Annotated in this window: 23 protein-coding genes and 1 pseudogene; 10 read left to right on the forward strand and 14 right to left on the reverse strand. The window is 61.2% G+C overall.

Going from position 1 to position 23,594, the window contains the following annotated elements; all coding sequences use genetic code 11:
• Positions 1 to 2: 2 nt before the first annotated feature.
• The 13 genes and pseudogenes from araG to mpl all read right to left on the reverse strand — a co-directional run bounded on the left by araG (position 3) and on the right by mpl (position 13,201).
• Entirely contained in the window at positions 3 to 1,520 is a 1,518-nt protein-coding gene (araG, locus tag ACMX25_RS09955; protein WP_414949567.1) for an L-arabinose ABC transporter ATP-binding protein AraG, read from the reverse strand.
• 88 nt (positions 1,521 to 1,608) lie between these two features.
• Positions 1,609 to 2,619 carry an arabinose ABC transporter substrate-binding protein gene (locus ACMX25_RS09960; protein ID WP_299709134.1) on the reverse strand — a complete coding sequence of 337 codons (1,011 nt, stop codon included), beginning with the start codon at positions 2,617 to 2,619 and terminating at the stop codon, positions 1,609 to 1,611.
• A 108-nt stretch (positions 2,620 to 2,727) separates the two neighbouring features.
• The gene (locus ACMX25_RS09965; RefSeq protein ID WP_414949568.1) at positions 2,728 to 3,498 is read right to left on the reverse strand and encodes an SDR family oxidoreductase; all 771 of its coding nucleotides are present in this window, start codon (positions 3,496 to 3,498) and stop codon (positions 2,728 to 2,730) included.
• A complete protein-coding gene (locus ACMX25_RS09970; protein WP_414949569.1) occupies positions 3,495 to 4,172 on the reverse strand; it encodes a 2-dehydro-3-deoxy-6-phosphogalactonate aldolase in 678 nt (225 codons plus the stop codon). The genes ACMX25_RS09965 and ACMX25_RS09970 overlap by 4 nt, the downstream gene beginning before the upstream one ends.
• A gap of 10 nt (positions 4,173 to 4,182) precedes the next feature.
• Positions 4,183 to 5,211: a 2-dehydro-3-deoxygalactonokinase gene (locus tag ACMX25_RS09975; RefSeq protein WP_414949570.1), complete on the reverse strand. Its 1,029-nt coding sequence runs from the start codon at positions 5,209 to 5,211 to the stop codon at positions 4,183 to 4,185.
• On the reverse strand, positions 5,208 to 6,161 hold the full coding sequence (locus ACMX25_RS09980; protein WP_414949572.1) for an IclR family transcriptional regulator: 954 nt from the start codon (positions 6,159 to 6,161) through the stop codon (positions 5,208 to 5,210). The genes ACMX25_RS09975 and ACMX25_RS09980 overlap by 4 nt, the downstream gene beginning before the upstream one ends.
• A gap of 448 nt (positions 6,162 to 6,609) precedes the next feature.
• Complete coding sequence (locus ACMX25_RS09985) at positions 6,610 to 7,026, reverse strand: type II toxin-antitoxin system HicB family antitoxin (RefSeq protein ID WP_414949573.1); 417 nt, start codon at positions 7,024 to 7,026, stop codon at positions 6,610 to 6,612.
• 48 nt (positions 7,027 to 7,074) lie between these two features.
• A pseudogene (locus ACMX25_RS09990) lies at positions 7,075 to 7,252 on the reverse strand (type II toxin-antitoxin system HicA family toxin).
• A 127-nt stretch (positions 7,253 to 7,379) separates the two neighbouring features.
• Positions 7,380 to 8,102 (reverse strand): monofunctional biosynthetic peptidoglycan transglycosylase, encoded by a 723-nt coding sequence (gene mtgA / locus ACMX25_RS09995; protein WP_414949574.1) that lies wholly within the window; start codon positions 8,100 to 8,102, stop codon positions 7,380 to 7,382.
• A 49-nt stretch (positions 8,103 to 8,151) separates the two neighbouring features.
• The gene (aroE, locus tag ACMX25_RS10000; protein WP_414949575.1) at positions 8,152 to 9,012 is read right to left on the reverse strand and encodes a shikimate dehydrogenase; all 861 of its coding nucleotides are present in this window, start codon (positions 9,010 to 9,012) and stop codon (positions 8,152 to 8,154) included.
• Positions 9,009 to 11,108: a ribonuclease catalytic domain-containing protein gene (locus ACMX25_RS10005; protein WP_414949576.1), complete on the reverse strand. Its 2,100-nt coding sequence runs from the start codon at positions 11,106 to 11,108 to the stop codon at positions 9,009 to 9,011. The genes aroE and ACMX25_RS10005 overlap by 4 nt, the downstream gene beginning before the upstream one ends.
• 96 nt (positions 11,109 to 11,204) lie before the next feature.
• Positions 11,205 to 11,792 (reverse strand): YqiA/YcfP family alpha/beta fold hydrolase, encoded by a 588-nt coding sequence (locus ACMX25_RS10010; protein WP_414949577.1) that lies wholly within the window; start codon positions 11,790 to 11,792, stop codon positions 11,205 to 11,207.
• Positions 11,789 to 13,201 (reverse strand): UDP-N-acetylmuramate:L-alanyl-gamma-D-glutamyl-meso-diaminopimelate ligase, encoded by a 1,413-nt coding sequence (mpl, locus tag ACMX25_RS10015; protein WP_414949578.1) that lies wholly within the window; start codon positions 13,199 to 13,201, stop codon positions 11,789 to 11,791. Before mpl ends, ACMX25_RS10010 begins: the two co-directional genes overlap by 4 nt.
• A 181-nt stretch (positions 13,202 to 13,382) precedes the next feature.
• On the opposite strand from mpl, the gene ACMX25_RS10020 reads away from it, so the two are divergent.
• From ACMX25_RS10020 to ACMX25_RS10065, 10 genes are all read left to right on the forward strand, one after another.
• A complete protein-coding gene (locus ACMX25_RS10020; protein ID WP_414949579.1) occupies positions 13,383 to 14,033 on the forward strand; it encodes a UDP-N-acetylmuramate--alanine ligase in 651 nt (216 codons plus the stop codon).
• Positions 14,030 to 14,581 (forward strand): TlpA family protein disulfide reductase, encoded by a 552-nt coding sequence (locus ACMX25_RS10025; RefSeq protein WP_414949580.1) that lies wholly within the window; start codon positions 14,030 to 14,032, stop codon positions 14,579 to 14,581. Before ACMX25_RS10020 ends, ACMX25_RS10025 begins: the two co-directional genes overlap by 4 nt.
• Before the next feature lie 203 nt (positions 14,582 to 14,784).
• Positions 14,785 to 15,273: a type II 3-dehydroquinate dehydratase gene (gene aroQ / locus ACMX25_RS10030; RefSeq protein ID WP_414949581.1), complete on the forward strand. Its 489-nt coding sequence runs from the start codon at positions 14,785 to 14,787 to the stop codon at positions 15,271 to 15,273.
• Positions 15,274 to 15,428: 155 nt separating this feature from the next.
• On the forward strand, positions 15,429 to 15,911 hold the full coding sequence (gene accB / locus ACMX25_RS10035) for an acetyl-CoA carboxylase biotin carboxyl carrier protein (protein ID WP_414949582.1): 483 nt from the start codon (positions 15,429 to 15,431) through the stop codon (positions 15,909 to 15,911).
• Between the two features lie 185 nt (positions 15,912 to 16,096).
• Positions 16,097 to 17,479, forward strand: a complete 1,383-nt coding sequence (gene accC / locus ACMX25_RS10040; protein ID WP_414949583.1) for an acetyl-CoA carboxylase biotin carboxylase subunit — start codon at positions 16,097 to 16,099, stop codon at positions 17,477 to 17,479.
• A gap of 24 nt (positions 17,480 to 17,503) precedes the next feature.
• Entirely contained in the window at positions 17,504 to 18,406 is a 903-nt protein-coding gene (prmA, locus tag ACMX25_RS10045; protein WP_414949585.1) for a 50S ribosomal protein L11 methyltransferase, read from the forward strand.
• A 45-nt stretch (positions 18,407 to 18,451) separates the two neighbouring features.
• Complete coding sequence (locus ACMX25_RS10050; RefSeq protein ID WP_414949586.1) at positions 18,452 to 19,777, forward strand: DUF3426 domain-containing protein; 1,326 nt, start codon at positions 18,452 to 18,454, stop codon at positions 19,775 to 19,777.
• A gap of 186 nt (positions 19,778 to 19,963) precedes the next feature.
• Complete coding sequence (gene tpx / locus ACMX25_RS10055) at positions 19,964 to 20,464, forward strand: thiol peroxidase (RefSeq protein ID WP_414949587.1); 501 nt, start codon at positions 19,964 to 19,966, stop codon at positions 20,462 to 20,464.
• 314 nt (positions 20,465 to 20,778) lie between these two features.
• Positions 20,779 to 21,714 carry a carbohydrate kinase family protein gene (locus ACMX25_RS10060; RefSeq protein WP_414949589.1) on the forward strand — a complete coding sequence of 312 codons (936 nt, stop codon included), beginning with the start codon at positions 20,779 to 20,781 and terminating at the stop codon, positions 21,712 to 21,714.
• Positions 21,715 to 21,866: 152 nt separating this feature from the next.
• Complete coding sequence (locus tag ACMX25_RS10065; RefSeq protein WP_414949591.1) at positions 21,867 to 22,343, forward strand: outer membrane lipoprotein; 477 nt, start codon at positions 21,867 to 21,869, stop codon at positions 22,341 to 22,343.
• Positions 22,344 to 22,653: 310 nt separating this feature from the next.
• Here the strand turns inward: ACMX25_RS10065 and ACMX25_RS10070 are convergent, their stop codons facing one another.
• The gene (locus ACMX25_RS10070; RefSeq protein WP_414949680.1) at positions 22,654 to 23,367 is read right to left on the reverse strand and encodes a histone H1-like repetitive region-containing protein; all 714 of its coding nucleotides are present in this window, start codon (positions 23,365 to 23,367) and stop codon (positions 22,654 to 22,656) included.
• Positions 23,368 to 23,594 lie beyond the last annotated feature (227 nt).

Raw genomic sequence — 23,594 nt, forward strand, 5'->3', positions numbered from 1 at the left:
CTTCAGGCTGCCTTCGCAGTCGGTTCCGATTGCACAGGCAGCGCAAGATTTAGCACTGATTGTTCGTTCGCGGTGCCACGCGGCAATTCGCCCGCGATCCGCCCTTGCCGCATCACCACGATCCTGTCCGATACGCCGAGCACTTCCGGCAACTCAGACGAAATCATCACGATCGCGCAGCCGCGTTCTGCCAGTTGATAGATCACGTTATAGATCTCGTGCTTCGCGCCCACGTCAATGCCGCGCGTGGGTTCATCGAGGATCACGACTTTCAGTTCCGGCTCGGCGAGCCAGCGCGACAGAATGGTTTTTTGCTGATTGCCGCCGGAGAGAAAACGAATCTTCTGCTTGCGGCTCGGCGTCTTGATCTTTAGCAACTGGATGAAACGCTCGGCCGTTGCGGCTTCTTTCTTGCGATCCAGGAAGAGCCCGGCGCGCAAATAGTGCCGGCGACACGAGATGTTGATGTTCTCGGACACCGACGCCATGGCCACGATGCCTTCTTCTTTCCGGTCTTCAGGACACAACACGATGCCGTGCCTGATCGCTTCGCCCGCGCTGCGAACCTTGATCGGCTTGCCATCGAGTGTGATCGTGCCGGCCTTCTTGTGATCCGCGCCATAGACCAGGTGCATCAGCTCGCTGCGCCCCGCGCCCACCAGTCCGAAGAAGCCGACAATCTCGCCGCGGCGCACTTCAAAACTTGTCGGTTCACGCAGCGAGTGACCTTCGATATTCGTCACGGCGAAACGCACGTCGCCGAGCGCACGCGGCTTGTAATCGTAGATATCCGAAATTTCACGCCCGACCATTTCCTGCACGAGCGTATCGCGCGGAACCTCGGCGAGATTCGGGTGCGACGCGATCTTGCGGCCATCGCGGAAAATCGTGCATGTATTGCACAGCTCGTAAATCTCGTCCATGCGGTGCGAGATGTAGATCAGCGCGCGGTTGTCCGCTTTCAGATCACGCACGAGCTTGAACAGCACTTCCGTCTCGCGATGCGACAGCGACGACGTGGGTTCGTCGAGCGCAATCACGCGGGCATTGCGCAGCAACGCCTTGCAGATTTCCACCATCTGCCGTTGCGCGATGGAAAGCTTCTTGAGCTTCGCGTTCGGGTCGAGATCGACACCCATTTGCAGCAAGCGCTCGCGAACGTGCTTTTTTCCTTCGCGCTTGTGCACCCAGCCGAACGTGTTCGGCAAGGAACCGAGCAGCAGGTTCTCGGCGACCGTGAGATCGGGCACGTACTGCAATTCCTGGTGAATCACCGCGATACCCGCCGCAATCGATGCAGCCGCGCTCCCAAATTTCACCTCGTTGCCATCGATCAGGACACGCCCGGAATCCGGCTGATATTCACCGCCCAGCACTTTCAGCAAAGTCGATTTGCCCGCGCCGTTCTCGCCCATCAAGCCATGCACTTCGCCGGCGTTGACGTCAAACGACACGCCGTCGAGCGCGCGCACGCCTGGAAAAACCTTACCGATATTGTCAAAACGCAGCGTCGCTGACACATCGCCTCCTTGGAATTCGTGCGGATCGCAACGCCTCAAGAGACGCTGCGATCCGTGTTGCTCTACCCATACCTGATACGAAGAGACCTTACTTGGCCGATGCCAGGCCCATCTTCTCGCGCACTTCGCCTACGTTGTCACGCGTTGCCAGCATGCCGGTCGTCAGCGTCACGAGCGGCGGTTCCTTGCCGTCCTTGATCCACGTGTACATGAGTTCCGACGTTTCCTCGCCATGACGCTTCGGGCTGATGATCACCGTGCCGTAGAAGCCGGTCGGGTTCGGTTTCTTGAATTCGTTCAACGCCGAATCCGAGCCGCCGATACCCACGCCAATCATGTTGTCCGCCTTGAAACCACGGCCTTCTGCAGCACGCACGGCGCCGAGCACGGCTTCGTCGTTCAGGCCGAACGCCACCCAATGCTTGAACTGGGTGTTTTTCGTCAACGCGATGTTGGCTGCGTTGAAAGCGTTTTCCGTATCGGTCTTGGCTTGCGGCGCCATCACGATATTGGCCTTCGGAAAGCCTGCAGCAACCAGCGCCTCCACAGCACCCGCGGTGCGGTCATGCGCCGTCGGAAGCTGTTCATACGTCACGTCGATAGCGCCAACTTCGGCCATGTTCCAGCCGCGCTTCTTGATCTCGGCAGCAATGCCATCGCCAACCTGCTTGCCGATGTTGAATGCCGAAATGCCCATGTACGGAACCGATTCAATCGGCTTGCCCGAACCATCGACCAGGCGGTCATCCACCGTCATCATCTTGAGCCCGGCAGCTTTCGCTTTGGCAACAATGCCCGGTCCGAGCTTGACGTCAGGCGTGCAGATCACGAAACCCTGGGCCTTTTGCGCGGCGAGGTTATCGATCGCGCTCATCACCTTTTCGCCCGACGGCGCGCCGATCTTCACCAGGGTGAAGCCCTTCGCCTTGGCCGCCATTTCGGCGAATTTCCATTCGTCCTGGAACCAAGGTTCTTCCGGCTGCTTCACGAGGAAGCCGATCTTGACGTCATCGGCGGCTTGCGCCACCGGCGCCGTGAACAAGGTCGCGCTTGCTGCGGTGGCCGTGGCAACGAGCGTGAGGAACATTCTGCGTTTCATGGTCTGTCTCCTGACTTGACTGTCTAGTTGGTACGAAGGTATTGGCCGCGTCTTGTTGTAGTGACGTCGCACCGCGGCCAGTGCGTCATCCTTTACTGCTGAATCGGTCTAATCGTGATACAGCGCCGAGCGCCCGCCATCCACCGTGATGCAACTTGCGTTGATAAACGGCGCTTCGTCGGACGCGAGGAACACGGCGGTCATCGCCACTTCCTCCGGCTGGCCGATGCGCTTCATCGGTTGAAGATCGAGCGTCGCCTGTTTTGCCTTCGCCGGATCAGCCTGTTCGTTCCACCAGTCGTGCGTGAGCTGCGTCTCGATGTAACCCGGCGCGATCGCATTCACGCGAACCTGCCGCCCCGCGTATTCGATACCCAACGCCCGCGTCAATCCAATCACGCCATGCTTAGCCACCGGGTACGGAAAACATCCCGGGATGATCTTGAACGCGTGCGTAGAAGCAATATTCACGATGCTGCCGCGCCCGCGTTCGACCATGCCCGGCAACACCGCGCGGCAGCCGTTCCAGACGCCGTCGAGATCGACGGCAAAGCAACGGCGCCAGTCATCGTCGGTCATGGTCAGCGGATCGCAGAACACGTTGATGCCCGCGTTGTTCACCAGCACGTCGACCGGACCGAACTTCGCTTCGGCTTCACCGACCGCGTTCCGCACCGAAGCGCTCTGCGTCACATCCGTTTGCACCGCGAGCACGTTGGCCGCTGTTCCGATCCGCGCCGCCGTTTCCCGCGCTAACGCAATATCGAGTTCCGCCAGTACCACCGACGCGCCTTCGCGAATGAACGCGCCGGCAATCGCCGCGCCGATGCCGCGCCCGGCGCCAGTAATGACCGCGACCTTGCCTGCGAGCCGGTTCATTTCTTCTGGCCTCGCGCAACCGCCAACCCATTGATGAACGCCTTCGCGTGCGAGGCCGTGGTTGCTGCGCTCTGACCGGGTTTGTACAGCGCTGAGCCCAGACCGAAACCATTCGCGCCCGCCGTCAGGAACGGCCCCATGTTGTCCGGCGAAATTCCACCGACCGGCACGAGCGGTACTTGCGCCGCGATCACCGCGCGCCATGCCTTCACCACATGTGCGCCAAGCTGCTCGGCGGGGAACATTTTCAATACGTCGGCACCGTTTTTCAGCGCGAGGAATGCTTCGTTCGGCGTTGCGACACCCGGCGAACACGCAAGACCTTGCGCCTTCGCGGCGCGCACGACATCGCCGTCGCTATGCGGCATCACGATCAACTCGCCGCCGGCATTCTTCACTTGCGCGACGTAATCCGGATGCAGGACCGTACCCGCACCGACGATCGCATCGGCGGGAAGTGCCTTGCGGATCGCCGTGATGCTGTCGAACGGCTGCGGCGAATTCAACGGCACTTCCATGATCCGGAAGCCCGCTTCGTACAATGCGAGGCCGTGATCCGCCGCGTCCGCCGGCGTCACGCCACGCAAGATCGCGATCAGCGGACACAGGCCGAACGCGGCAGCGAGGCCGGCGTGCGGCGTGTAAGGCGCGGGGAGGTTGATATCGATTTGCATGGTCCTGCTCCTAATTAGATGCGCTCGCCGTCGACTGGATCAGCCCGGCTTGCAACGCGATCCGATGCAACCCGCGCTCGGTTGCGTGCGCGACGGTCCGCGCATCGTGGCAACCGAAGCGCGCGAGCGCGTGGCGATAACGTTCGCACAGCGCGTCGTTACCAATCAGCCTTAACGCCTTGCCAGCGAGATCCGTTCGCTCGCGCGCCAGCACTTCGTTGAGGCCGCGTAATTCGTGGCCGATCAACAGGCCCGAGAGGTAATCCGCTTGTTGCTCCGGCTGCAATTGCCCGGTCAGTCCCAACGTGCGAGTGCTGAAAATCGTCGCGAGCATTCCTGCGTGGCCTGAGTCCTTGGCGGTATCGACACCGCGAATGAACGCGTCCAGATCTGGCTGCTCGGTCGCGCGCATCGTGCGGCCGAGGATGGTGTGATCGCGCAGCGCGCCGAACGTCTCGCCGGTCATGAACGTGTAGAACCGCTCAATGCGTCCCTTCGATACCACCGCCCACTTCGCATGCGTTCCCGGCAAGCCGATGAGACCGCCGTGCGGTTCCTGGTCCAGCGTGGCGTCGCTTGCGAGCGCACCGAAAATCTGCGTTTCTTCGCCGCGCATCACGTTGGGCAACGTGCCGTCTTCCAGCACGCCCGGCACGATGTGAACCGTGACACCCTTGCGCGTTGTCACGCGCACGATGCCCGCGACCAGCGCGGCGGGATCGGCGGGCGTGGACACGTACGGCGCTTCCATCCAGCCTTGCGCGCTGCCGACCATGCCCGCCGCGATCACCGGAAGCGCTGCACTGCCGGCGAGCCATGCGCCGCAGGTTTCTTCGAAGACCGCGTCGAAGCCGCCTTCTGCTGCGGGCTTCGGCAGATTCATGATGCCCGCCGACGATGCCCGCGTATCCAACACCGCGCCGCTTGCGTCGAGCAGATAGGTCCTGAGCGACGTGGTGCCCCAGTCGAGCGCGATGAGCGCCGGTGCTTCGTCAGCGCGGGCTGATTGCGTCTCGGCCGATGTGTCGATCCGCGTCATCGTTTGATCCTGCGTGTTGCGGGCTGCGGAACACGCCAGCCGAGTTCTTGCGAGATCGCGCGCGCTTCGCGCTGCACGACCGGAATCAGTTCTTCCATGCGCTCGGACGGCATGTAGGGAATCGTGCTGGCCACTGACAGCGCCGCCACGATCGCACCCGATGCATCACGCACCGGCGCCGCGACGCAGCGGATCGATGCTTCGTTTTCCTCGAGATCGAAGGTGAAACCGCCTTGCGAATAACGGGTCATGCGCTGGATGAAGGTATCGATGTCAGGCTGGTGATCGGGCTTGAAACTCACCTTCGCGAGCACGCGATGCGACGCCTCCACCAGCTTCTTCCAGGTCTCGGGCGGCAGGTCGAGCATCATCGCTTTACCGATTCCCGTCGATGCCAGCGGCATCCGGTGCCCCACGCGCGAGCGCATTTCAAGGCCGCGCGTGCCGGGAATCTTGTCGATGTAGAGCACGTCGTCGCCGTCGCGCACGCCGAGGTGAATGGTGTCGTGCGTGTGTTCGGCGAGCACTTGCAGATGCGGACGCGCCACTGCGGTAAGCGGCATTTGTTCGAGCGCGATGGTGCCGAGTTCGATCAGCTTCGGCCCGAGCAGATAACCGCCGCCGACCTGGCGCAGATAGCGCGCTTGCACCAGCGAGCTCACCAGCCGATGCGTCGTGCTGCGGGTGGTGCCAAGCGCCGCGCCGATGCTGCGCAGATCGCGCGCGCCGCCGGCCGCGGCTTCCAGGATCGCGAGGCCGCGCAGCAGCGTTTGCGTGCCGGCTTGCTGGGGCGTGAGGTCGAGCAATGCGGCGGCCGAAGCCTGCGCGTCGTTCGGCTCGTTCGCTTCGTTAGCGGCGTCGGCTGGTTTTGTCTCGGGCGACGCCAGCTTGCCGGCTGCGCGGTCCATCGACAATTCATGCTCGATGGCGGGGTTCAGGGTCTTGGTCATGGCACTCGATGTTCGCGGCTTGAGGATGATTGGGCGTTCGTTCACGACGCGCGCTTACCGGGCCGATAGCGCGCGGCGAAGCGTCGCGCAGGAAACGGCGCGGGGAATCATCGATAAGGAGTGCGAGACACGCGAATGCGGATGCGAGCGCGCTGGTTGCGCTGATGTCGCTGACGTTGGCATGAGTTGTCTCCGAGTGCTTTTGTCGTTCCACACGGCCTACGGGAAAACCCCGGGGCGGTGAAACTGCCGTTTTGGCTGTGATCGGATTTTAGAGCGGGGCGTCCGGATTATTCAATATGTGATTGATCTGTTCACATATTGGGAGAACGGAATGGAGTTTTCGTGAGGGCATCGAAAACGAAAAACCCCGTCTGGGCGGACTGTCTGGGCGGACCGTCTGGGCGGGGTTTTGGGGTAAGAGTTTGCGAACGTGCGCTGCATCGACTTATGCGGGTGTTTTTTCTTCTTCCCGAATGGCATCAAGCGCGACACGCGCGAAAAATCCGCTGCGTGTTTCGTGATGCTTGCCAGCATATGCGCCAATCTTTCTAAGGATAAAGCGCGGCAAGCTGATATTTACTCGTTCGGGCTGGGTATCGAACTTGGCCGGATCGACGTCGACGAGCGCCCAGACCGCGCCCGCATATTCCGGTTGATGCACAAGTACTTCGACCGGCGTAACAGATAGGTCAACCTCCTCACCGCATTCGATCAACGTGGAGATATGGCTTTCGATTGCCCCACGCGTGTTGTGGATCGCCTGCTCGATCGTGTCTCCCCACGGGTGACAGCCGGCAATGTCCGGCACAATCACGCCGTACACGCTGCCCTCGTCCTTGTGGATCGCCACTGGAAATCTCATACATTTCACCTCGATAGGGTGCTGCGATGCTGAAGCAAACCGACGACGTCACAAGCCGGCCGATTTCAAAATGCTTCTCAACGTTCCTAGTGGCAGGTCCGGGTTTAGGATGCGGGACGGTCACCAACCCTGGCTTGCCCGGGTGTTTGAAATGATGATGGCTGCCTTTTGTTCTAATCAAACTCCATCCGTCCGCTTCCAGCTTCGGGATCACGTCTTTTCGAATTCGTAGGCGTTTCGGGGATCGTGTGTATTTATACACACGATCCGTACGATACTTGTTTAACGCCAAATTGAGTGGAAACCGGAAATGATCCAGCAGACCCTTCCGGTACGTCGAGCACGCATGCCCCTCACTGCGGCAACTCCGCCGCCCCCATCCGCCGCGCAATCACCCCCGCGCGCTGCGACAAATACGCGGACCCTCTGTGTTCATCGAAGTATTTCGGCCGCGGCAACATCACCGCGAGCCGCGCCGATTGCCACGCGGTCAGCTTCGACGCCGACGTCTTGTAGTAGTAATGCGCCGCGGCTTCAGCGCCATAAACGCCATTGCCCCACTCCACCGAATTCAGGTAGATCTCGAAGATGCGTTCCTTGTCCATCCAGAGCTCGAGCATCGATGTAATGACAAGTTCCTGCGCCTTCCTCACGTAACTCTTTTCCCGCGATAAAAACAGGTTGCGCGCCAGTTGCTGCGAGATCGTCGACCCGCCCGCGACAATCTTGCCGCGCGCCTTGTTCTTCTCCCAGGCCTTCAGGATGGCGTCGGTTTCGTAACCATTGTTGGTGACGAAGTTCGCGTCCTCGGACGCAATGATCGCGCGCTTCAGGTTTCGCGAAATCTGGTCGTACGGAATCCACGTGCGCTGAATGGAAAGATCCGGACGATCCTGCGCAAGCCGCCATGCGTCCGAACGCATGAACGCCGTCGATGAAGGATTGACGAACGTATAAATCCCGACCATCGCGAAGAAGTAGAGCTGCGTGGCAATGGCGGCAATCGCCATGACCGAAATGCCGTAGACAATCCACCGAGCCGGCCCGAGACGAACGGGCGATTTTGTTCTTGTCATCGTGCTTCTTTTGGTTGTGACGGAACGGCGTGCTGATTCACGCACTCAACTAAACCTTCGTCGATAACTCCAGCCTCAACGCACGCAGCACCGCGCCGCTGTCCGGGCGCACCCCGCGCCACAAGAAAAACGATTCGGCCGCCTGTTCGACCAGCATCCCAAGGCCGTCCGCCGAACGCGCGCCGAGGCTTTCTGCATGGCGCATGAACACGGTCGGCTCAGCGCTGTACATCATGTCGTAGGCGAGCGTGCCCGGGCCGAACGAACCGTCATCGCAATCGGGCAGCGAGTCGTCGAGACTGCCGGCCGTCGCGTTCACGATGACATCGTAGGGACCCGCTTCCACGCTATCCGCCGCGCCGCCGGAGAAACGCACATGCGCGGCGCGGGCGGCATCGGAGAAATGATCGACGAGTTGCAGCGCCTTCGATGCCGTCCTGTTCACAATAGTGAGTGCCGCGACGCCGCCATCCAGCATGGGCAGCACGACGCCGCGCGCCGCACCGCCCGCGCCCAGCAGCAACACGCGCGCGCCCTTCAATCCCACGCCCAGGTTCCCTTCGATATCACGCACAAGGCCCACGCCGTCGGTGTTGTCACCGAGCACGCCATCAGCATTGAACGCCAGCGTATTCACCGCGCCCGCGGCAGCGGCGCGCGGCGTGAGCGTGTTGGCGAAAGCGTGCGCGTCGAGCTTGAACGGCACCGTCACGTTCATGCCGCGACCGCCGGATTCGATGAACGCGCGGACATCGTCGGTGAACGCGCCGATGGTTCCCAACACGCGCCCGTATTCGATCGCCTCGCCAGTCTGCTCAGCGAAACGCGCATGGATCCACGGCGATTTGCTGTGAGCAACCGGATTGCCGATCACGGCATACTGGTCCCGAGACGCCCAGCCCGATGTCATCGCGTAGGCTCCGTCGTGTCGGGCGTGCTTTCTCCAGCGGGCTCTTCCGTAGGGGCAGCCGCGGCCTCAGCATCTGCAGTCTCAGAAGCTTCCGCCTGCGCCTCAGCTTCGCTCTCGGCGCTCAAATCTTCCGCTTCGATCAACTCTTCTTCCGCCTCGTCCTGCTGCGCTTCGGCGTCTTGCGCTGAGGTCTGAGCAGGCGCGTCGATCACATGCAGCAAACGGCACGACGCTTCGACCGTGAGTTCATCGAGACTCATGACGTCGAGCATCACCTTCGTCCCACGTGCGTGCACGCCAAGCCCGGGCACGTGCAGCATCAACGGGATTTCATCGAGGCGCACGAGATCGTCCTTTACCACCGACGCCGCCACGTGCTTCTTGTTCTCCTGCTTCAACCAGCGCAGGCACCAGAAATACTCCATGCGCCGCTGATAATCGGCGTAGGCGGAATACTGGTCGTCGAAGCCCTGAACAACGGCGAACAGATCGGCGTCTTTCGGCTTGAACGGCGCGACCAGCGCAGCGGTCACGCCGTGCCGAACACACGCGAGCAACTGCCACTGATTGACCAAATCGACGTATCGACGCAACGGCGACGTGCTCCACGCATATTGCGCAACGCCCAGCCCTTCGTGCGGCGCGGGCGTGGTCTGCATGCGCGTGCGCTTCGGTCCCGGTGCGCCAAATCCGCGTTGTGACCGATAAATCCCCGGCACGCTGTGATCGTTGAGAAACGCGCCCCACGATGAATTCGCGAGAATCGCCAGCTCAGCGACGATCAGATCGAGCGGCGATCCGCGCCGACGCGGCGTGATCGTGATGTGCTCGCCTTCCACGTAGAAATTGAAGTCGTTGTTGCGCTGCACTTCGCGCCGCAGACCGTACCCGGCGCGCGCTTCCTGGCGTTTTTCGAACAGCGCCTGCGCGAGCGGCCACAGCACCGCGATGTCATCCTTGTGCGGATATTCGCCGCTCCCCGCCGCGAGCGATTCCTCGGTGACGTGCTCGTCCAGATGGTTGTGTCGAAGATTGCTCTTCACGAACACCCGCTCGGCGCGCGTTTCGGTTGCGACAATCTCCTGCGTTTCCCGATTTACGATGATGTAAAGCGACAACGCCGGCCGCATTCCGCCTTCGGCCAGCGTGAACGCTTCCACGACGCTATCCGGCAGCATGGTGATCTTGTCGCCGGGCATGTACACGGTGGACAAGCGCGTGCGCGCGATTGCGTCGATCATGTCGCCGCGCGAGATCCCCAGCGCCGGTGCCGCGATGTGAATACCCACGCGCACGCGGCCGTCGGCGAGATGCTCGACCGAAAACGCATCATCAATTTCAGTGGTGGTGACGTCATCGATAGAAAACGCCTGCACCTCCGCTTCCGGCAAATCGTCGGGAAGCGGCGGCACGGTGACCGGCGCGAAGCCCGTCCCGTGCGGGAAAAATTCCGACAAGAACCGCGCTTCGTGCAACGCACGCGCCGACGGAATGCCGCCCACTTCCAGCATCAGCCGCGCTTGCGAAATTCCGCGAGCGGCGGCCGCCGCTTCAAGCGCCTTATATTCGATGGAGTTCTTGTCCGGCTTCGTCAGCAAACCAATCGCCTTGCCGGCGAGCGCCTCGGGTAACTTGCCGGCGACCAGCTCCTCGACATAACCCTCTTGCACCAGCGCCAGTTGCCGCTTCTTTTCCAGCCCGGCCAGCGCCATCTGCAATTGTTCCTGCGGCGCGCGCTGATATTGCCCGCGGCCCTTGCGGCGGAAATACACCGGTGAACCATGCATGCGCAGCACGAGCGCGGCGCGTTCGGTCGCGCCGAATTTATCGCCGAAATAATCCGCGCCCAGTTCCGCGAACGGAAATTCTTCGTCCGGCGCGCACTCCCACAGGAAGTCGAGATCGATGTCCTGTGCAATGGCATCGGCCTGTTGCATCAGGTCGGCGGCGTTAGGTTTCTCGAATTCGATCAATACGTCTTTGGCGCGCACTTTCGCGCGCCGCCCGCCCGGCAACTCGACCTGAAACGCATCGTTCTGCTTGGACAGAACGGCGCCGGCCTTGAAACTACCTGATTCCTCAAAAAAAACGTTCACTCAATACTCTCGAAAGACTGTTGGTCGGCTTGGCGTTCAGCCGGGTTTGCGTCCCGTACGAAGCCAAGCCAACATAAAAGGAAACGCTCAGGGTCTTCAGGCCGCGACAGCGGGCGGCCGAGCCTCGCAGAACGCGAGCACCTGGTCCAGGTAACTGGGAAAGTCGCTGATCGCGTGATCGCTGCCCTGGATCAGCGTGGTCCGCACGTCCGGGTAATGCGCGAGCATGGTGCGGTAGTCGAGCACTTCGTCGCCGGTGGCTGCAATCAGATAGTAGCGGTCCGGCCGCGTGATCGATGTAACGGTAAGCGCACGCAATTCATCAATATGACGCGGCTCGACCACGATACTGCCGCCGCCATGCCACAACGGCTGTTCGCCGAGATAACCGCTCAAGTCCTCTTGCGGCACGACCGCCGGATTCAGCAGCACCGCGCGCCAGCCGTGTTTCTCGGCGAGCCATGTTGCATAAAACCCGCCGAGCGAACTGCCGATTACCGTGATTTCATTGTCATGCGCTTGCGCCGCGAGCGTTTCAGCCAGCGCAATGGCTTCTTTCGGCGACACCGGCAACATCGGACATTGCCATTCGTCGATCAGTCCAAGCTCTTCCAGCCGCGCGCGCATCACGCGAGCCTTGAACGATTGTGGCGATGACCGAAAGCCGTGCAGATAAAGAATCACACCCGCTCCTTGGGTTCGGGCCGCGTTGCCGGCCGCGCCGACAGTGCATCGAGCAGCTTCTGATGCACGCCGCCGAAACCGCCGTTGCTCATCACCAGCACGTGGTCGCCCGGGCGCGCCGCTGCGACGATCGACTTGACGAGCATCGCAAGGTCGCTGAATGCCTGGGCTTTATCGCCGAGCGGCGCGAGTGCCGCTTGCAGATCCCAACCGAGTTTGTCGCGGCCTTCGTGCGCGCCGTAGCCGAAGACCAGGTCGGCATCAGCGAGACTGGCCGGCAATTGCGCTTTCATCGTACCGAGTTTCATGGTGTTCGAACGCGGTTCGAGGACGGCCAGAATACGGCTATTCGCGCCGATACGCGTCCGCAATCCCGCCACTGTCGTTTCAATCGCGGTGGGATGATGCGCGAAGTCGTCGTAGACGGTCACGCCGTCCACGCTGCCCTTCACTTCCATCCGGCGTTTCACGTTCCGGAACGTGCTCAGCGATTGCGTCGCCTGCGCGGGCGGAACGCCCACTGAACGCGCCGCCGCGATCGCCGCCAGTGCATTCATTCGATTGTGCTCGCCTTGCACTTGCCAGTCGACCACGCCCTGGCGCTCGCCTTCCCAGTACACGGCGAACCGCTCGTCGACGGCAACGCCATCGCTCGCGGGCAGCGCTTCCCAGCCGCCTTGCACGCCGAAGCGCTCCACGCCCGACCAGCAACCGCGCGTCAACACGCGCTCGAGCGCGGCTTCGCGGCCATTCGTCACGATCCGGCCGACGCCCGGCACGGTACGCACCAGATGATGAAACTGGGTCTCGATAGCACCCAGATCCGGGAAGATATCGGCGTGATCGAATTCGAGGTTGTTCAGCACCGCCGTACGCGGCCGGTAATGAACGAACTTGGAGCGTTTATCGAAGAAAGCAGTGTCGTATTCATCGGCTTCGATGACGAAGAAGCTTGAATCCGTCAACCGTGCCGAGATGCCGAAATTCAGCGGCACGCCGCCAATCAGGAAACCCGGGTTCATGCCGGCATCTTCGAGCAACCACGTCAGCATGGAACTGGTCGTGGTCTTGCCGTGCGTGCCGGCAACCGCGAGCACCCACTTGCCGTTCAGCACATGCTCGCCGAGCCATTGCGGGCCGGACGTGTAGGGCAAGCCGCGATCGAGGATGATTTCCATCAGCGGATTGCCGCGCGTAACGACATTGCCCACCACGTATAAATCGGGTTCAAGCGCGATTTGCTCCACGCCATAACCTTCGATCAACTCGATGCCCTGCGCCTCGAGCTGGGTGCTCATTGGCGGATAAACGCCGGCGTCGCAACCCGTGACGCGGTGACCCGCTTCGCGGGCGAGGACCGCGAGGCCACCCATGAATGTGCCGCAGATACCGAGGATGTGAATGTGCATAAAGCGTGTGTTCGTGGCGGGAGGGGCCGTTAGCACGGGGGGAATGAGTGAGGTATTCCGGCGCCCGGAGCGGTACATTGTAACCGACGGATGGGCTTGGTTTTGGCCGACGGCGGGCCGGCACCGCCCCGGCCCCAGCCCCCTGACGTGATCGAAAACCTATCTCCGGTATCATTCCGCCATGATTCGCAAATCACATTTCGATCCGCTGCGCGTACGCGAAGAAATCGCCATCGCGGCGGCGCGGCTTATCGCCGAAGACGGCCTCGACTATTCCACCGCGAAGCGCAAGGCCGCCCGCCAGGTCGTTGGCGAAACACGCATTGGCGGCGAATGGCTACCGGATAACGGTCAAATCGAAGACGAAATCCGCGAGTATCAGGCAATCTTCCAGAGCGAAAGCCAGCCCGCCGTCCTGCGCCGCATGCGCGAAGTCGCGCTCGAATGGATGCAACGGCTGCAGCCATTCAACCCGTATCTGACCGGCGCCGTGCTGAATGGCACAGCAGGCGAACACTCGGACATCCACCTGCAATGCTTCTGCGATAACCCCAAGGAAGTCGCCATTTACCTGCTGAACGCGAACGTTCAATACGACGTCTCCGAGACGCGGCATTTTGCCGGCCGCGGTTACGTTGAAACCCTGAGCTTCCTCACGCGCCCCTCGCGCGACGAAGAGCCCATGGGCATTCACATCGCGCTCTACGACACCAACGACCTGCGCGGCGCCGTTCGCGCGGACGGCCGAGGCAAGCTTGCGCGTGCAAGCGCCGCCGCCGTACGCGCATTGCTCGACGAGCCGCCCGCACCCACACCGACCAGCTCCCTATGAATTCAATGCGCATTGTTGCCGCCGTCGTTATCGCCATTGCGGCAACCGGCGGCGGTTTTTACGCCAGCCACCTGATGACGGGCGGTGAAACGAGCCAGGCATCCGAAGGCACCACGAAAGCAAGCGGCAATGCCGTCGATGATCTCTGGAAAGCGCAGTTACAAACTGCCGCCGGAACGCAGCAGGCACTCGCTTCGTTCAAGGGCAAGCCGGTCGTGGTGAATTTCTGGGCGTCGTGGTGCGGCCCCTGCGTGAAGGAAATGCCGACGCTCGCCGCGATGCATCGTGAATACGAACAGAAAGGGATTACGTTTATTGGACTTGGCGTCGATTCCGAGAAAAACGTCAATGCATTTCTCCAGAAGGTACCCGTCGATTACCCCATCTATATTGCCGGCTTCGGCGGCGCCGATCTTGCCCGCAGTTTCGGCAATAACGCGGGCGCGCTGCCTTTCACCGTGGTGATCGATGCCAAAGGTGTGATTCGTTCGACAAAACTCGGCGAAGTCGATCCAAAAGAGCTGAAAGCGACGCTCGACGCCTTATAAGACGGCCGTTTGATCCTCCGCAAATCGATATCGATCGCGGGGAGATGCCGTCATTTCCGGAAACTTTGCAGGAAAATACGGGCAAAATGCGGGTATCAGACCCGCTTTGCCCCTTGAATCGGGCGTTAGCCGTGCCGTAAAACTAGACAAAATTCTCTAAAGGGCGCTAAAGTGCGCCCAACTCCGCACAAACCAAAGCCACTATGTCTCGATTGCTGGTCCTGCACGGCCCAAATCTTAATCTGCTAGGCACCCGCGAACCGGAAGTCTACGGGCGGGTAACGCTGGCAGATATCGATAAGGCGCTCGCAGAAACGGCACAGGCGGCCGGCGCGGAATTGTCTTCGTTTCAAAGCAATCATGAAGGCGCGATCGTGGACCGCATTCAGCAAGCGCGGACCGAACAGGTGGATTTCGTGCTGATCAATCCCGCTGCCTATACGCACACGAGCGTCGCGATCCGCGACGCCCTTGCGGGCGTGGCGCTGCCGTTCATCGAGATTCATTTGTCGAACGTGCACAAGCGGGAAGCTTTCCGGCATCACTCCTATTTCTCCGATCTGGCCGAAGCCGTGATTTGCGGCCTGGGCTGGAAAGGCTATCTGTACGCGCTCGATTTCGCCCTCGAGCGTCTTGCTACGAACGCTGCGGTGAAATCAGCTGGACAGTCAGCTGAGAAGCCACGCGCTTGAGCCGCGATCCGCTCAAGCCAATTGAATTGCTTGCACAACGTGATGCGGAGGCCGCGTCTGCAGCATCGGACAACGCTCCCGTCAGCGGCACCCAACTACCAAGTCAAGCACCGGAAAAAGCTTCCGGTCACCAAGCATTGAAAGGGGAATTTTCGATGGACCTTCGTAAACTTAAAACGCTTATCGACCTAGTCTCGGAATCCGGCATCTCGGAGCTGGAAGTTACCGAAGGCGAAGGCAAGGTTCGCATCGTCAAGAATGCCGCGCCGGTCTACATGCAGGCTCCGCAGTACATGCAGCAACCGATGCAGCAAGCGCCGCAATACGGTCAGCCGGGCGAAGCAGGCAACGCGGGTGCTGCCGCCGGCGCCCCGGCTACGCCCGCCGCCGTCGTGCCGCAAGGTCATGTGGTGACATCGCCGATGGTCGGATCGTTCTATCGCGCGCCGTCGCCGGGCGCCGACGCGTTCGTGCAGGTCGGCGATACGGTCAAGGAAGGACAGACGCTTTGCATTATCGAAGCAATGAAGCTGCTCAATGAAATCGAGTCGGACAAGTCGGGCGTCGTGAAGGAAATCCTGGTCGAGAACGGCCAGGCCGTCGAGTACGGTCAGCCGCTGTTTTTGATCGGCGACTAATTTCCCCGCGATGCCGCCGGACCAAAGCGCACTCAGCTGTCATGCGTCTATCCGGTGGCCGCAGCACTCGGGCGCTCGCTGGAATAGTTTGATTACTCAGACTGACGAGCGAGACGCGCCGCCGATCTCCCAGGACCGCCGCGGGCAACCGTCCCGGCGTTCCATCGATGAGTCGAAACCTTGCTATGTTTGAAAAAATCCTCATTGCGAACCGTGGTGAAATCGCGCTCCGAATCCAGCGCGCGTGCCGCGAACTAGGCGTCAAGACGGTCATCGTCTATTCGGAAGCCGATAAAGAAGCGAAGTATGTGAAGTTGGCCGATGAAGCCGTGTGTATCGGACCCGCTCCGTCCAATCTCAGCTATCTCAACATGCCGGCGCTGATCAGCGCGGCCGAAGTCACCGATGCCGAAGCGATCCATCCCGGCTACGGTTTCTTGTCGGAAAACGCGGATTTTGCGGAGCGCGTCGAGCAATCCGGCTTCGTGTTCATTGGACCGCGTCCGGAAACCATTCGTTTGATGGGCGACAAAGTCTCCGCGAAGCAAACGATGATCAAGACGGGCGTGCCATGCGTCCCGGGTTCTGAGGGCGCGTTGCCCGAAGATCCGAAGGAAATCGTGAAGATTGCGCGCGCCGTGGGTTATCCGGTGATCATCAAGGCAGCTGGCGGTGGCGGCGGGCGCGGCATGCGCGTGGTGCACACCGAAGCGGCGCTGGTGAACGCGGTGAACATGACCCGCGAGGAAGCTGGCCGTGCGTTCGGCAATCCGCAGGTCTACATGGAGAAATTCCTGGAGAACCCGCGGCACATCGAAATCCAGATTCTGGCCGACTCGTTCCGTAACGCGATCTGGCTGGGCGAACGCGATTGCTCCATGCAGCGCCGTCACCAGAAGGTGATTGAAGAAGCACCGGCACCGGGTATTGCGCGCCGCCTGATCGAGCGGATTGGCGATCGTTGCGCCGATGCCTGCAAGAAAATGGGCTATCTGGGCGCGGGTACGTTCGAATTCCTGTACGAGAACAACGAGTTTTATTTCATCGAAATGAACACGCGCGTGCAGGTCGAGCATCCGGTGACGGAGTTGATTACCGGCGTCGATATCGTGCAGGAGCAGATTCGCATTGCTGCCGGCGAAAAGCTCGCGTTCCGCCAGAAGGACATCGTGATTCGCGGTCACGCGATCGAATGCCGGGTCAACGCGGAAGATCCGTTCAAGTTCACGCCGTCGCCGGGACGCCTCACGTCGTGGCACTCGCCGGGCGGTCCGGGAATTCGTGTCGATTCGCATGCGTACAACGGCTATTTCGTGCCGCCGAATTACGATTCGATGATCGGCAAGCTGATCTCGTACGGCGCGACGCGTGAGCAAGCAATCAACCGCATGCGTATTGCGTTGTCCGAAATGGTCGTGGAAGGCATTTCGACCAACATCCCGCTGCATCGCGAGATGATGATCGACGCGAAGTTCGTCGAGGGCGGCACGAGCATTCATTACCTCGAAAACAAGCTCGCCGCGCGCAAGGCGGCGGCTGCCGTCGCTGCGGAAGACGCGGCGCAATAACGCATTAAGCAAGGTTTCAAGAAGATGAGCTACCGGGAATTGATCGCCGAACTGGACCGGGAACACGCGGAAGCGTTGTCGGATGCGCTGCTGGATTTGGGCGCGTTGTCGGTATCGGTGGAAGACGCCGACGCCGATACCCCCGACGAGCAGCCATTGTTCGGCGAGCCCGGCCTCACGCCGGATCAAAAGGCGTGGAACCGCTCGCGGGTCGTCGCCCTTCTCGCCGATGACGTCGACCCCGCCGTGCTGCTTGCGGCCGCGGCCAATGAGATCAGCTTGAAAGACACGCCGGCCTTCACGTTGCGCGATGTCGAAGATCAGGACTGGGTGCGCCTCACGCAATCCCAGTTCGACCCTATCCCTATCGGCAAGCGGATCTGGGTCGTGCCGTCGTGGCATGCAGCGCCCGATCCCGACGCGCTCGTGCTCGAACTTGATCCAGGTCTCGCGTTCGGTACCGGCAGCCATCCGACTACGCGGCTGTGCATGGAATGGCTCGAGCAATCGGTTCAACAAAACCAGTCCGTGCTCGATTACGGTTGCGGTTCCGGCATCCTCGCGATCCTGGCGAAGAAATGCGGCGCGAACCCGGTGATCGGGATTGATATCGATCCGCAAGCGGTGGAATCCGCGCGCCAGAATAGCGAGCGCAATCACGCGGATGTCACCTACGGCCTGCCCGCCGATCTCCCCGAAGGGCAATTCGATATCGTGGTTGCGAACATCTTGTCGAACCCGCTCAAGCTGATGGCGTCGATGCTTTCAGCCCGCGTGACACCGGGCGGTCGCATTGCTTTGTCGGGCATTCTGGCCCGTCAAGCCGATGAAGTTGCCGCGGTCTATGCACGCTGGATCGACATCAGCGTGTGGCAGGAACACGAAGGCTGGGTGTGTCTTGCCGGTACCCGCCGCGAAAGCCTTTAGAATAGCGCCATCGTCCATCTACCGGCCTCTGGCCTTCGGCTACATATGGCGCTGGCAACCCGCTGTCCCCACTGCGAAACAGTTTTCCGTCTGGACCCGCATTTGCTCGCACCGCACGACGGCCGCGTGCGGTGCGGTCATTGTCAGGAAATCTTCGATGCAGCGCATTATCAGTTCGATCGCGACGAAACCGTCATGGCCGCGCTGGCTGCAACCGCGCCTAACTACGGCGTAGATCCGGCAAGCCCGTGGGCGGAAAAGTCGAGTGCGGAGGTCTCCGGCGACAACCGTGACGCGCTCGGCATTCCCCTGCATCCGTTCGTCCCCAAAACAGCCCTCGCCCCTCAGGTCGAAGCAGAACCCACTCCGGTTGAGCGCGCTGAACCACTCGCTGGAAGCGCCGCCGCTGACGCAGTTTCGCGCGAGCGGACGGAGGGCGAGCTTCCGGCGGAAGACCGCATCGAATCTCCGTGGCAGCCGGTGAATAGCGCTAAGGCGGACGCACCACAAGTTCAAGCACCCGCAGATTCCCCCGCGCGCACCGCACCGCGCACCGATCCTTTCGTGGCTCGCATCGAAGGCGATTCGCCGAAGGAATTGCGCACCGATCCGTTCATCGGCCGTATTGAAAACGAGGCACTGAACGAGTCCCGTGCAGAGTCGCGCACCGAACCGTTTGTCGGCCGGAGCACGCCGCAAGCAGAGCCGGAAACGCCCCCGCCGCGCCGTCCTGTCGAACCTGTCGATACCCGCATGGCGGCCACTGCGCCTTGGGCAGCAGACCCGGCCGAGCCGCGCTTTGGCAACGCGGCTGCGTCGTCTGAACCTGCTTTTGCGCCCACCTCCGAGCCGTTCCCGGTCATTCGTGAAACGCGTGCGCCGGACCGTTCTGGAATCGCGTGGAAGATCATCGGGTCGCTGATCGCGCTGGCACTGCTTGTCACGCTGATCGCGCAGGTCGCGTGGTGGCAACGGGAGACCGTGATGGTCTACTGGCCCGCCTCGCAAATGCTCTTCGCGCGAGCGTGCGAGCAGATCGGCTGCGTGGTCGAGCCGCCGCGGGATATCGACGGCTTGCAGATTGAAAACTCCGGTCTGCGTCAGGTAGATGGGTCGCACAAGCTTGAACTGAAACTCTCGCTACGCAATCGCTTCGACGTGGCGATCGCCTATCCGGCGCTGGAGCTCACCCTCCTCGACGACAAGAACAACGTCGCGATCAGGCGCGTCCTGTGGCCGCAAGACTACGCGCGTCCGGGCACGGCGATCGGCGCAGGTCTCGCCGCCCGCAGTACGCAGCCAGTCATCGTTCGGCTCGATACCGGCGACGCGGTCGCGGCGAATTATCGTGTGCAGATTTTTTATCCCTGAAAGTTGGTGAGTTACGCGCGTCTGCTCACGCGGGTCCGCTACACGCCTTTCCGCTTGACCGCTTCCGACGCGTTTTTCCGCGCGTTTCTATAATTAGCCAGTCGCTTTTCCCGCGCGTGTCGCTCGTCCGTCCCCGGCCGAACGACGCGCATATTCCCTGAACATCAGACACTTTCTGGAGTAGACATGAGCCAAGTTACCCTCGGCGGCAACCCGATCGACGTGGCAGGCACGTTCCCGGCAGCCGGCGCAAAAGCAGTCGATTTCACCCTGGTCGGCAAGGATCTGGGCAACCTGACGCTGGCAAGCTTCGCCGGCAAGCGCAAGGTCCTGAACATCGTGCCGAGCCTCGACACGCCGACGTGCGCCACCTCCACGCGCAAGTTCAACGTTGCCGCAGCCGGCCTCGACAACACGGTGGTCGTGGTCGTGTCGGGCGACCTGCCGTTCGCGGCAACGCGCTTCTGCACGACGGAAGGTATCGAAAATGTGGTGACGGCATCAACGTTCCGAGGCCATGACTTCGCGAAGGCGTACGGCGTCGATGTCACGAGCGGACCGCTGACGGGCCTGACGGCGCGCGCAGTCGTCGTGATCGATGAAGACGACAAGGTGCTGTACTCGGAACTCGTGCCGGAAATCAAGAACGAGCCGAACTACGACGCAGCGCTGGCCGCGTTGAAGTAAGCATCGAAGAACGCGGGTCGCGGGCGATTAAGGCCCGCGATTCTCCGAGCGGCGAAGCGCATCTCGATTCCGATCTAGGTTCGCCCCTCGCCGCGCCGGATAAACACCCGAAGCAAGACAGGTTATTTAGTCAGCCTTAGCGGCTTCGCCTGCCACGGCTGCAAGCGGCCATGCGCATCCGTGACGAGGTGGAAAACCCGCCGCGTGACGAATGCGCAGCGTTTCATGCAGGCATGCACGGTGCACAGGAACTCAAGCCTGCGCGCAACTTTCATCGACGCACTTCGATCAATTCAATTTCAGGGAATTCGCCAGTGTCTACGCTCATCTGCGGCTCGCTTGCCTACGACAACATCATGACTTTCCAGGGCCGCTTCGGCGACCACATCCTGCCGGACCAGGTGCACCAGCTGAACATCAGCTTCCTCGTCCCCACGATGCGGCGTAATTTCGGCGGCTGCGCGGGCAACATCGCCTACGCGCTGAACCTGCTCGGCGGCGACCCAAAGATCATGGCGACACTCGGCGAAGCCGACGCCCAGCTTTATCTCGATCGATTCGATGCACTGGGTTTGTCGAGAGAATATGTGCGCGTGCTGCCCGACCAGCACTCGGCGCAATGCTTCATCACGACCGATCTCGGCAACAACCAGATCACCGCGTTCCACCCCGGCGCGATGATGGATTCGCACCTGAACCACGCTGGCGAAACCAAGGGCATCACGCTGGGCATCGTTGCACCGGACGGCGCTGACGGCATGCGTCAGCACGTCGAGGAACTGGCGGCGGCGGGCGTGCCCTTCGTCTTCGATCCAGGCCAGGGCCTCCCGATTCTCGAAGGTGTGGAACTTCGTCGCATGATTGAACTCGCCACTTACGTGGCAGTCAATGATTACGAGGCGAAATTGCTGAGCAACAAGACCGGCTGGTCGATCGAAGAAATGCTGAGCCGCGTGCAAGCGCTCGTGATTACGCGCGGCGAACATGGTGCGCAGATTTTGCACGCTGACGGTATCGAAGAAATTCCGGCCGTGACGGCACAAAAAGTCGTTGACCCAACGGGTTGCGGCGACGCGTTCCGCGGTGGTTTGCTGTACGGCATCGAGAACAAGCTGGGCTGGGCAAAAACCGGTCGTCTCGCCAGCCTGATGGGCGCGCTGAAAATCGAACATCAGGGACCGCAGACGTATGCGCCCACCCGCGCCGAGATTGGCGAGCGCTTCGAACTGGCTTTTGGTTCGGCGCTCTAACGGTTTTGATCGATGCAATCCAGAAGGTTGAAATGAGCAGGATGGAAATGAGTCATTGAAGCGGATTTGGGCGACGCTTGGGGCAATGACGTGGTCTAGCAGGCTGTTGGCTTTTTCGGGCAACAGCCTGCTGTAATTTTGTGGAGTGAAGAATGAAGATGACAAGTCGTATGGCGCTGGCAGCAGCGCTGATTAGTACCGTCGCCATGACGGGATGCGCCTATAACAGCAGTTCGCCCGACGTCTACACCGCGTCGCAAGCCCAGCGCGAAGAGACGGTCCGCATGGGTACCGTCGACAGCGTGCGCGGCGTGAAGATCAGCACGAACAACGGCCAGCCTAGCGGGCTTGGCGCTATCGGCGGCGGCGCACTGGGCGCAGTGGCAGGCAGCGCGCTCGGCGGTGGGCGTGGCTCGATCGTGACAGGCATCATCGGCGGGATCGCGGGTGCGGTGGCCGGCAATGCGGTCGAAAACGGCGTCGCCACCCAGAACGGACTGGAGATCACCGTGCGCCTCGATAACGGCGACATGCGTGCCATTACGCAAACCGCGACCGGCGAAGTGTTTCAGGCGGGTGAGCGCGTCCGGTTGTTGTCGAGCGGCGGTGTGACGCGAGTGACACACTAACGAGTGACGCACTAACGGATGAACAACGTGCCGGCGTGATTGCATCGATCATGCCGGGGAAGCAAGAAAAGCGCATGCACCTTCGGGCACATGCGCTTTTTTTCATCGATGAATCAGGTGTGCCTCAGATGTCTTTTGATGCGTGTTTGCTGAGAGACCTGCCGCTGCTTCACCCTCTCCACATCCGGCAGCCGATAAAAAACCCGCTGCCGGCTATCGCCGGGAGCGGGTTTGGACCGCGTAGCACTACGCGGTCACGAGACACATCGCGTGTGTCGAGGCACTGCCGCAGTACTGTTACAGCCTGCGCTTACGGACGGCTGCCCGTCGGGAACGGCCATGCAGCGGCCGGATTCAACGCCGTCTTGACCGTTGCAGCCGGGGCCGGCGCTGCAGGTGTCGTTGCCGTCGTTGCCGGTGCTACAGCAGCCGTCTTCTTCGCAGCGGCAGCCTTCTTGGCCGGAGCCTTTTTAGCAACCGGAGCGGGTGCTGCAGCAGGAGCTGCAGCCGGTGCAGCAGTTACGGCGGCCTTCTTCGCAGCAGGGGCAGCCTTCTTGGCGGGCGCAGCCTTCTTGGCGGCCGCCTTTTTGGCAGGTGCCTTCTTAGCAGGCGCCTTTTTAGCAGCGGCCTTTTTAGCGGCAGCCTTTTTGGCAGGGGCCTTTTTAGCCGCAGCCTTCTTGGCAGGCGCCTTTTTAGCAGCAGCCTTCTTAGCAGGCGCCTTCTTGGCCGCTGCCTTCTTCGCCGGAGCCTTCTTGGCTGCAACCTTCTTCACTGCAACTTTCTTGGCCGCGACTTTCTTCGCCGGAGCCTTCTTGGCTGCAACCTTCTTGGCTGCAACCTTCTTCGCTGCAACCTTCTTCACTGCGACTTTCTTGGCTGCAACCTTCTTCACGGCAACTTTCTTGGCTGCAACTTTCTTGGCTGCCGGCGCCTTCTTCGCTACCGTTGCCTTCTTGGCAGCCGTTTTCTTAACAGCTGGTTTCGCTGCAGCTTTCTTTGCGACGGATTTCTTGGCTAATGCCATCATTTTCTCCTTCAGGTTTCAAGATGAGAGTCAGTTCAAACAACACCCTTCGTCAAAACCCGCTTCCCGCGTGGGCTTCTCACGACGCACGCTGCGAAGCGGATTATTCATCGGCGTACGCTGATGGAGCCTGCTTACGCTAATGAATACGGCAAGGCGCGGGGGGGCCCCACGCCCCCCGCCGCCAAAAAAATGAACCACCCAAAAACGTGGCCGCCAACCCGTGT

Source organism: Caballeronia eucalypticola (assembly GCF_047608185.1).
In the GTDB taxonomy this organism is placed as follows: Bacteria; Pseudomonadota; Gammaproteobacteria; order Burkholderiales; family Burkholderiaceae; genus Caballeronia.

Bases quoted from the DNA above. Each gene is read 5' to 3' on its own strand.
- ACMX25_RS09960 (WP_299709134.1), bottom strand. From the start codon at position 2,619: ATGAAACGCAGAATGTTCCTCACGCTCGTTGCCACGGCCACCGCAGCA.
- ACMX25_RS09965 (WP_414949568.1), bottom strand. From the start codon at position 3,498: ATGAACCGGCTCGCAGGCAAGGTCGCGGTCATTACTGGCGCCGGGCGC.
- ACMX25_RS09970 (WP_414949569.1), bottom strand. From the start codon at position 4,172: ATGCAAATCGATATCAACCTCCCCGCGCCTTACACGCCGCACGCCGGC.
- ACMX25_RS09975 (WP_414949570.1), bottom strand. From the start codon at position 5,211: ATGACGCGGATCGACACATCGGCCGAGACGCAATCAGCCCGCGCTGAC.
- ACMX25_RS09980 (WP_414949572.1), bottom strand. From the start codon at position 6,161: ATGACCAAGACCCTGAACCCCGCCATCGAGCATGAATTGTCGATGGAC.
- ACMX25_RS09985 (WP_414949573.1), bottom strand. From the start codon at position 7,026: ATGAGATTTCCAGTGGCGATCCACAAGGACGAGGGCAGCGTGTACGGC.
- mtgA (WP_414949574.1), bottom strand. From the start codon at position 8,102: ATGACAAGAACAAAATCGCCCGTTCGTCTCGGGCCGGCTCGGTGGATT.
- aroE (WP_414949575.1), bottom strand. From the start codon at position 9,012: ATGACATCGGGCTGGGCGTCTCGGGACCAGTATGCCGTGATCGGCAAT.
- mpl (WP_414949578.1), bottom strand. From the start codon at position 13,201: ATGCACATTCACATCCTCGGTATCTGCGGCACATTCATGGGTGGCCTC.
- ACMX25_RS10020 (WP_414949579.1), top strand. From the start codon at position 13,383: ATGATTCGCAAATCACATTTCGATCCGCTGCGCGTACGCGAAGAAATC.
- ACMX25_RS10025 (WP_414949580.1), top strand. From the start codon at position 14,030: ATGAATTCAATGCGCATTGTTGCCGCCGTCGTTATCGCCATTGCGGCA.
- aroQ (WP_414949581.1), top strand. From the start codon at position 14,785: ATGTCTCGATTGCTGGTCCTGCACGGCCCAAATCTTAATCTGCTAGGC.
- accB (WP_414949582.1), top strand. From the start codon at position 15,429: ATGGACCTTCGTAAACTTAAAACGCTTATCGACCTAGTCTCGGAATCC.
- accC (WP_414949583.1), top strand. From the start codon at position 16,097: ATGTTTGAAAAAATCCTCATTGCGAACCGTGGTGAAATCGCGCTCCGA.
- prmA (WP_414949585.1), top strand. From the start codon at position 17,504: ATGAGCTACCGGGAATTGATCGCCGAACTGGACCGGGAACACGCGGAA.
- ACMX25_RS10050 (WP_414949586.1), top strand. From the start codon at position 18,452: ATGGCGCTGGCAACCCGCTGTCCCCACTGCGAAACAGTTTTCCGTCTG.
- tpx (WP_414949587.1), top strand. From the start codon at position 19,964: ATGAGCCAAGTTACCCTCGGCGGCAACCCGATCGACGTGGCAGGCACG.
- ACMX25_RS10065 (WP_414949591.1), top strand. From the start codon at position 21,867: ATGAAGATGACAAGTCGTATGGCGCTGGCAGCAGCGCTGATTAGTACC.
- ACMX25_RS10070 (WP_414949680.1), bottom strand. From the start codon at position 23,367: ATGGCATTAGCCAAGAAATCCGTCGCAAAGAAAGCTGCAGCGAAACCA.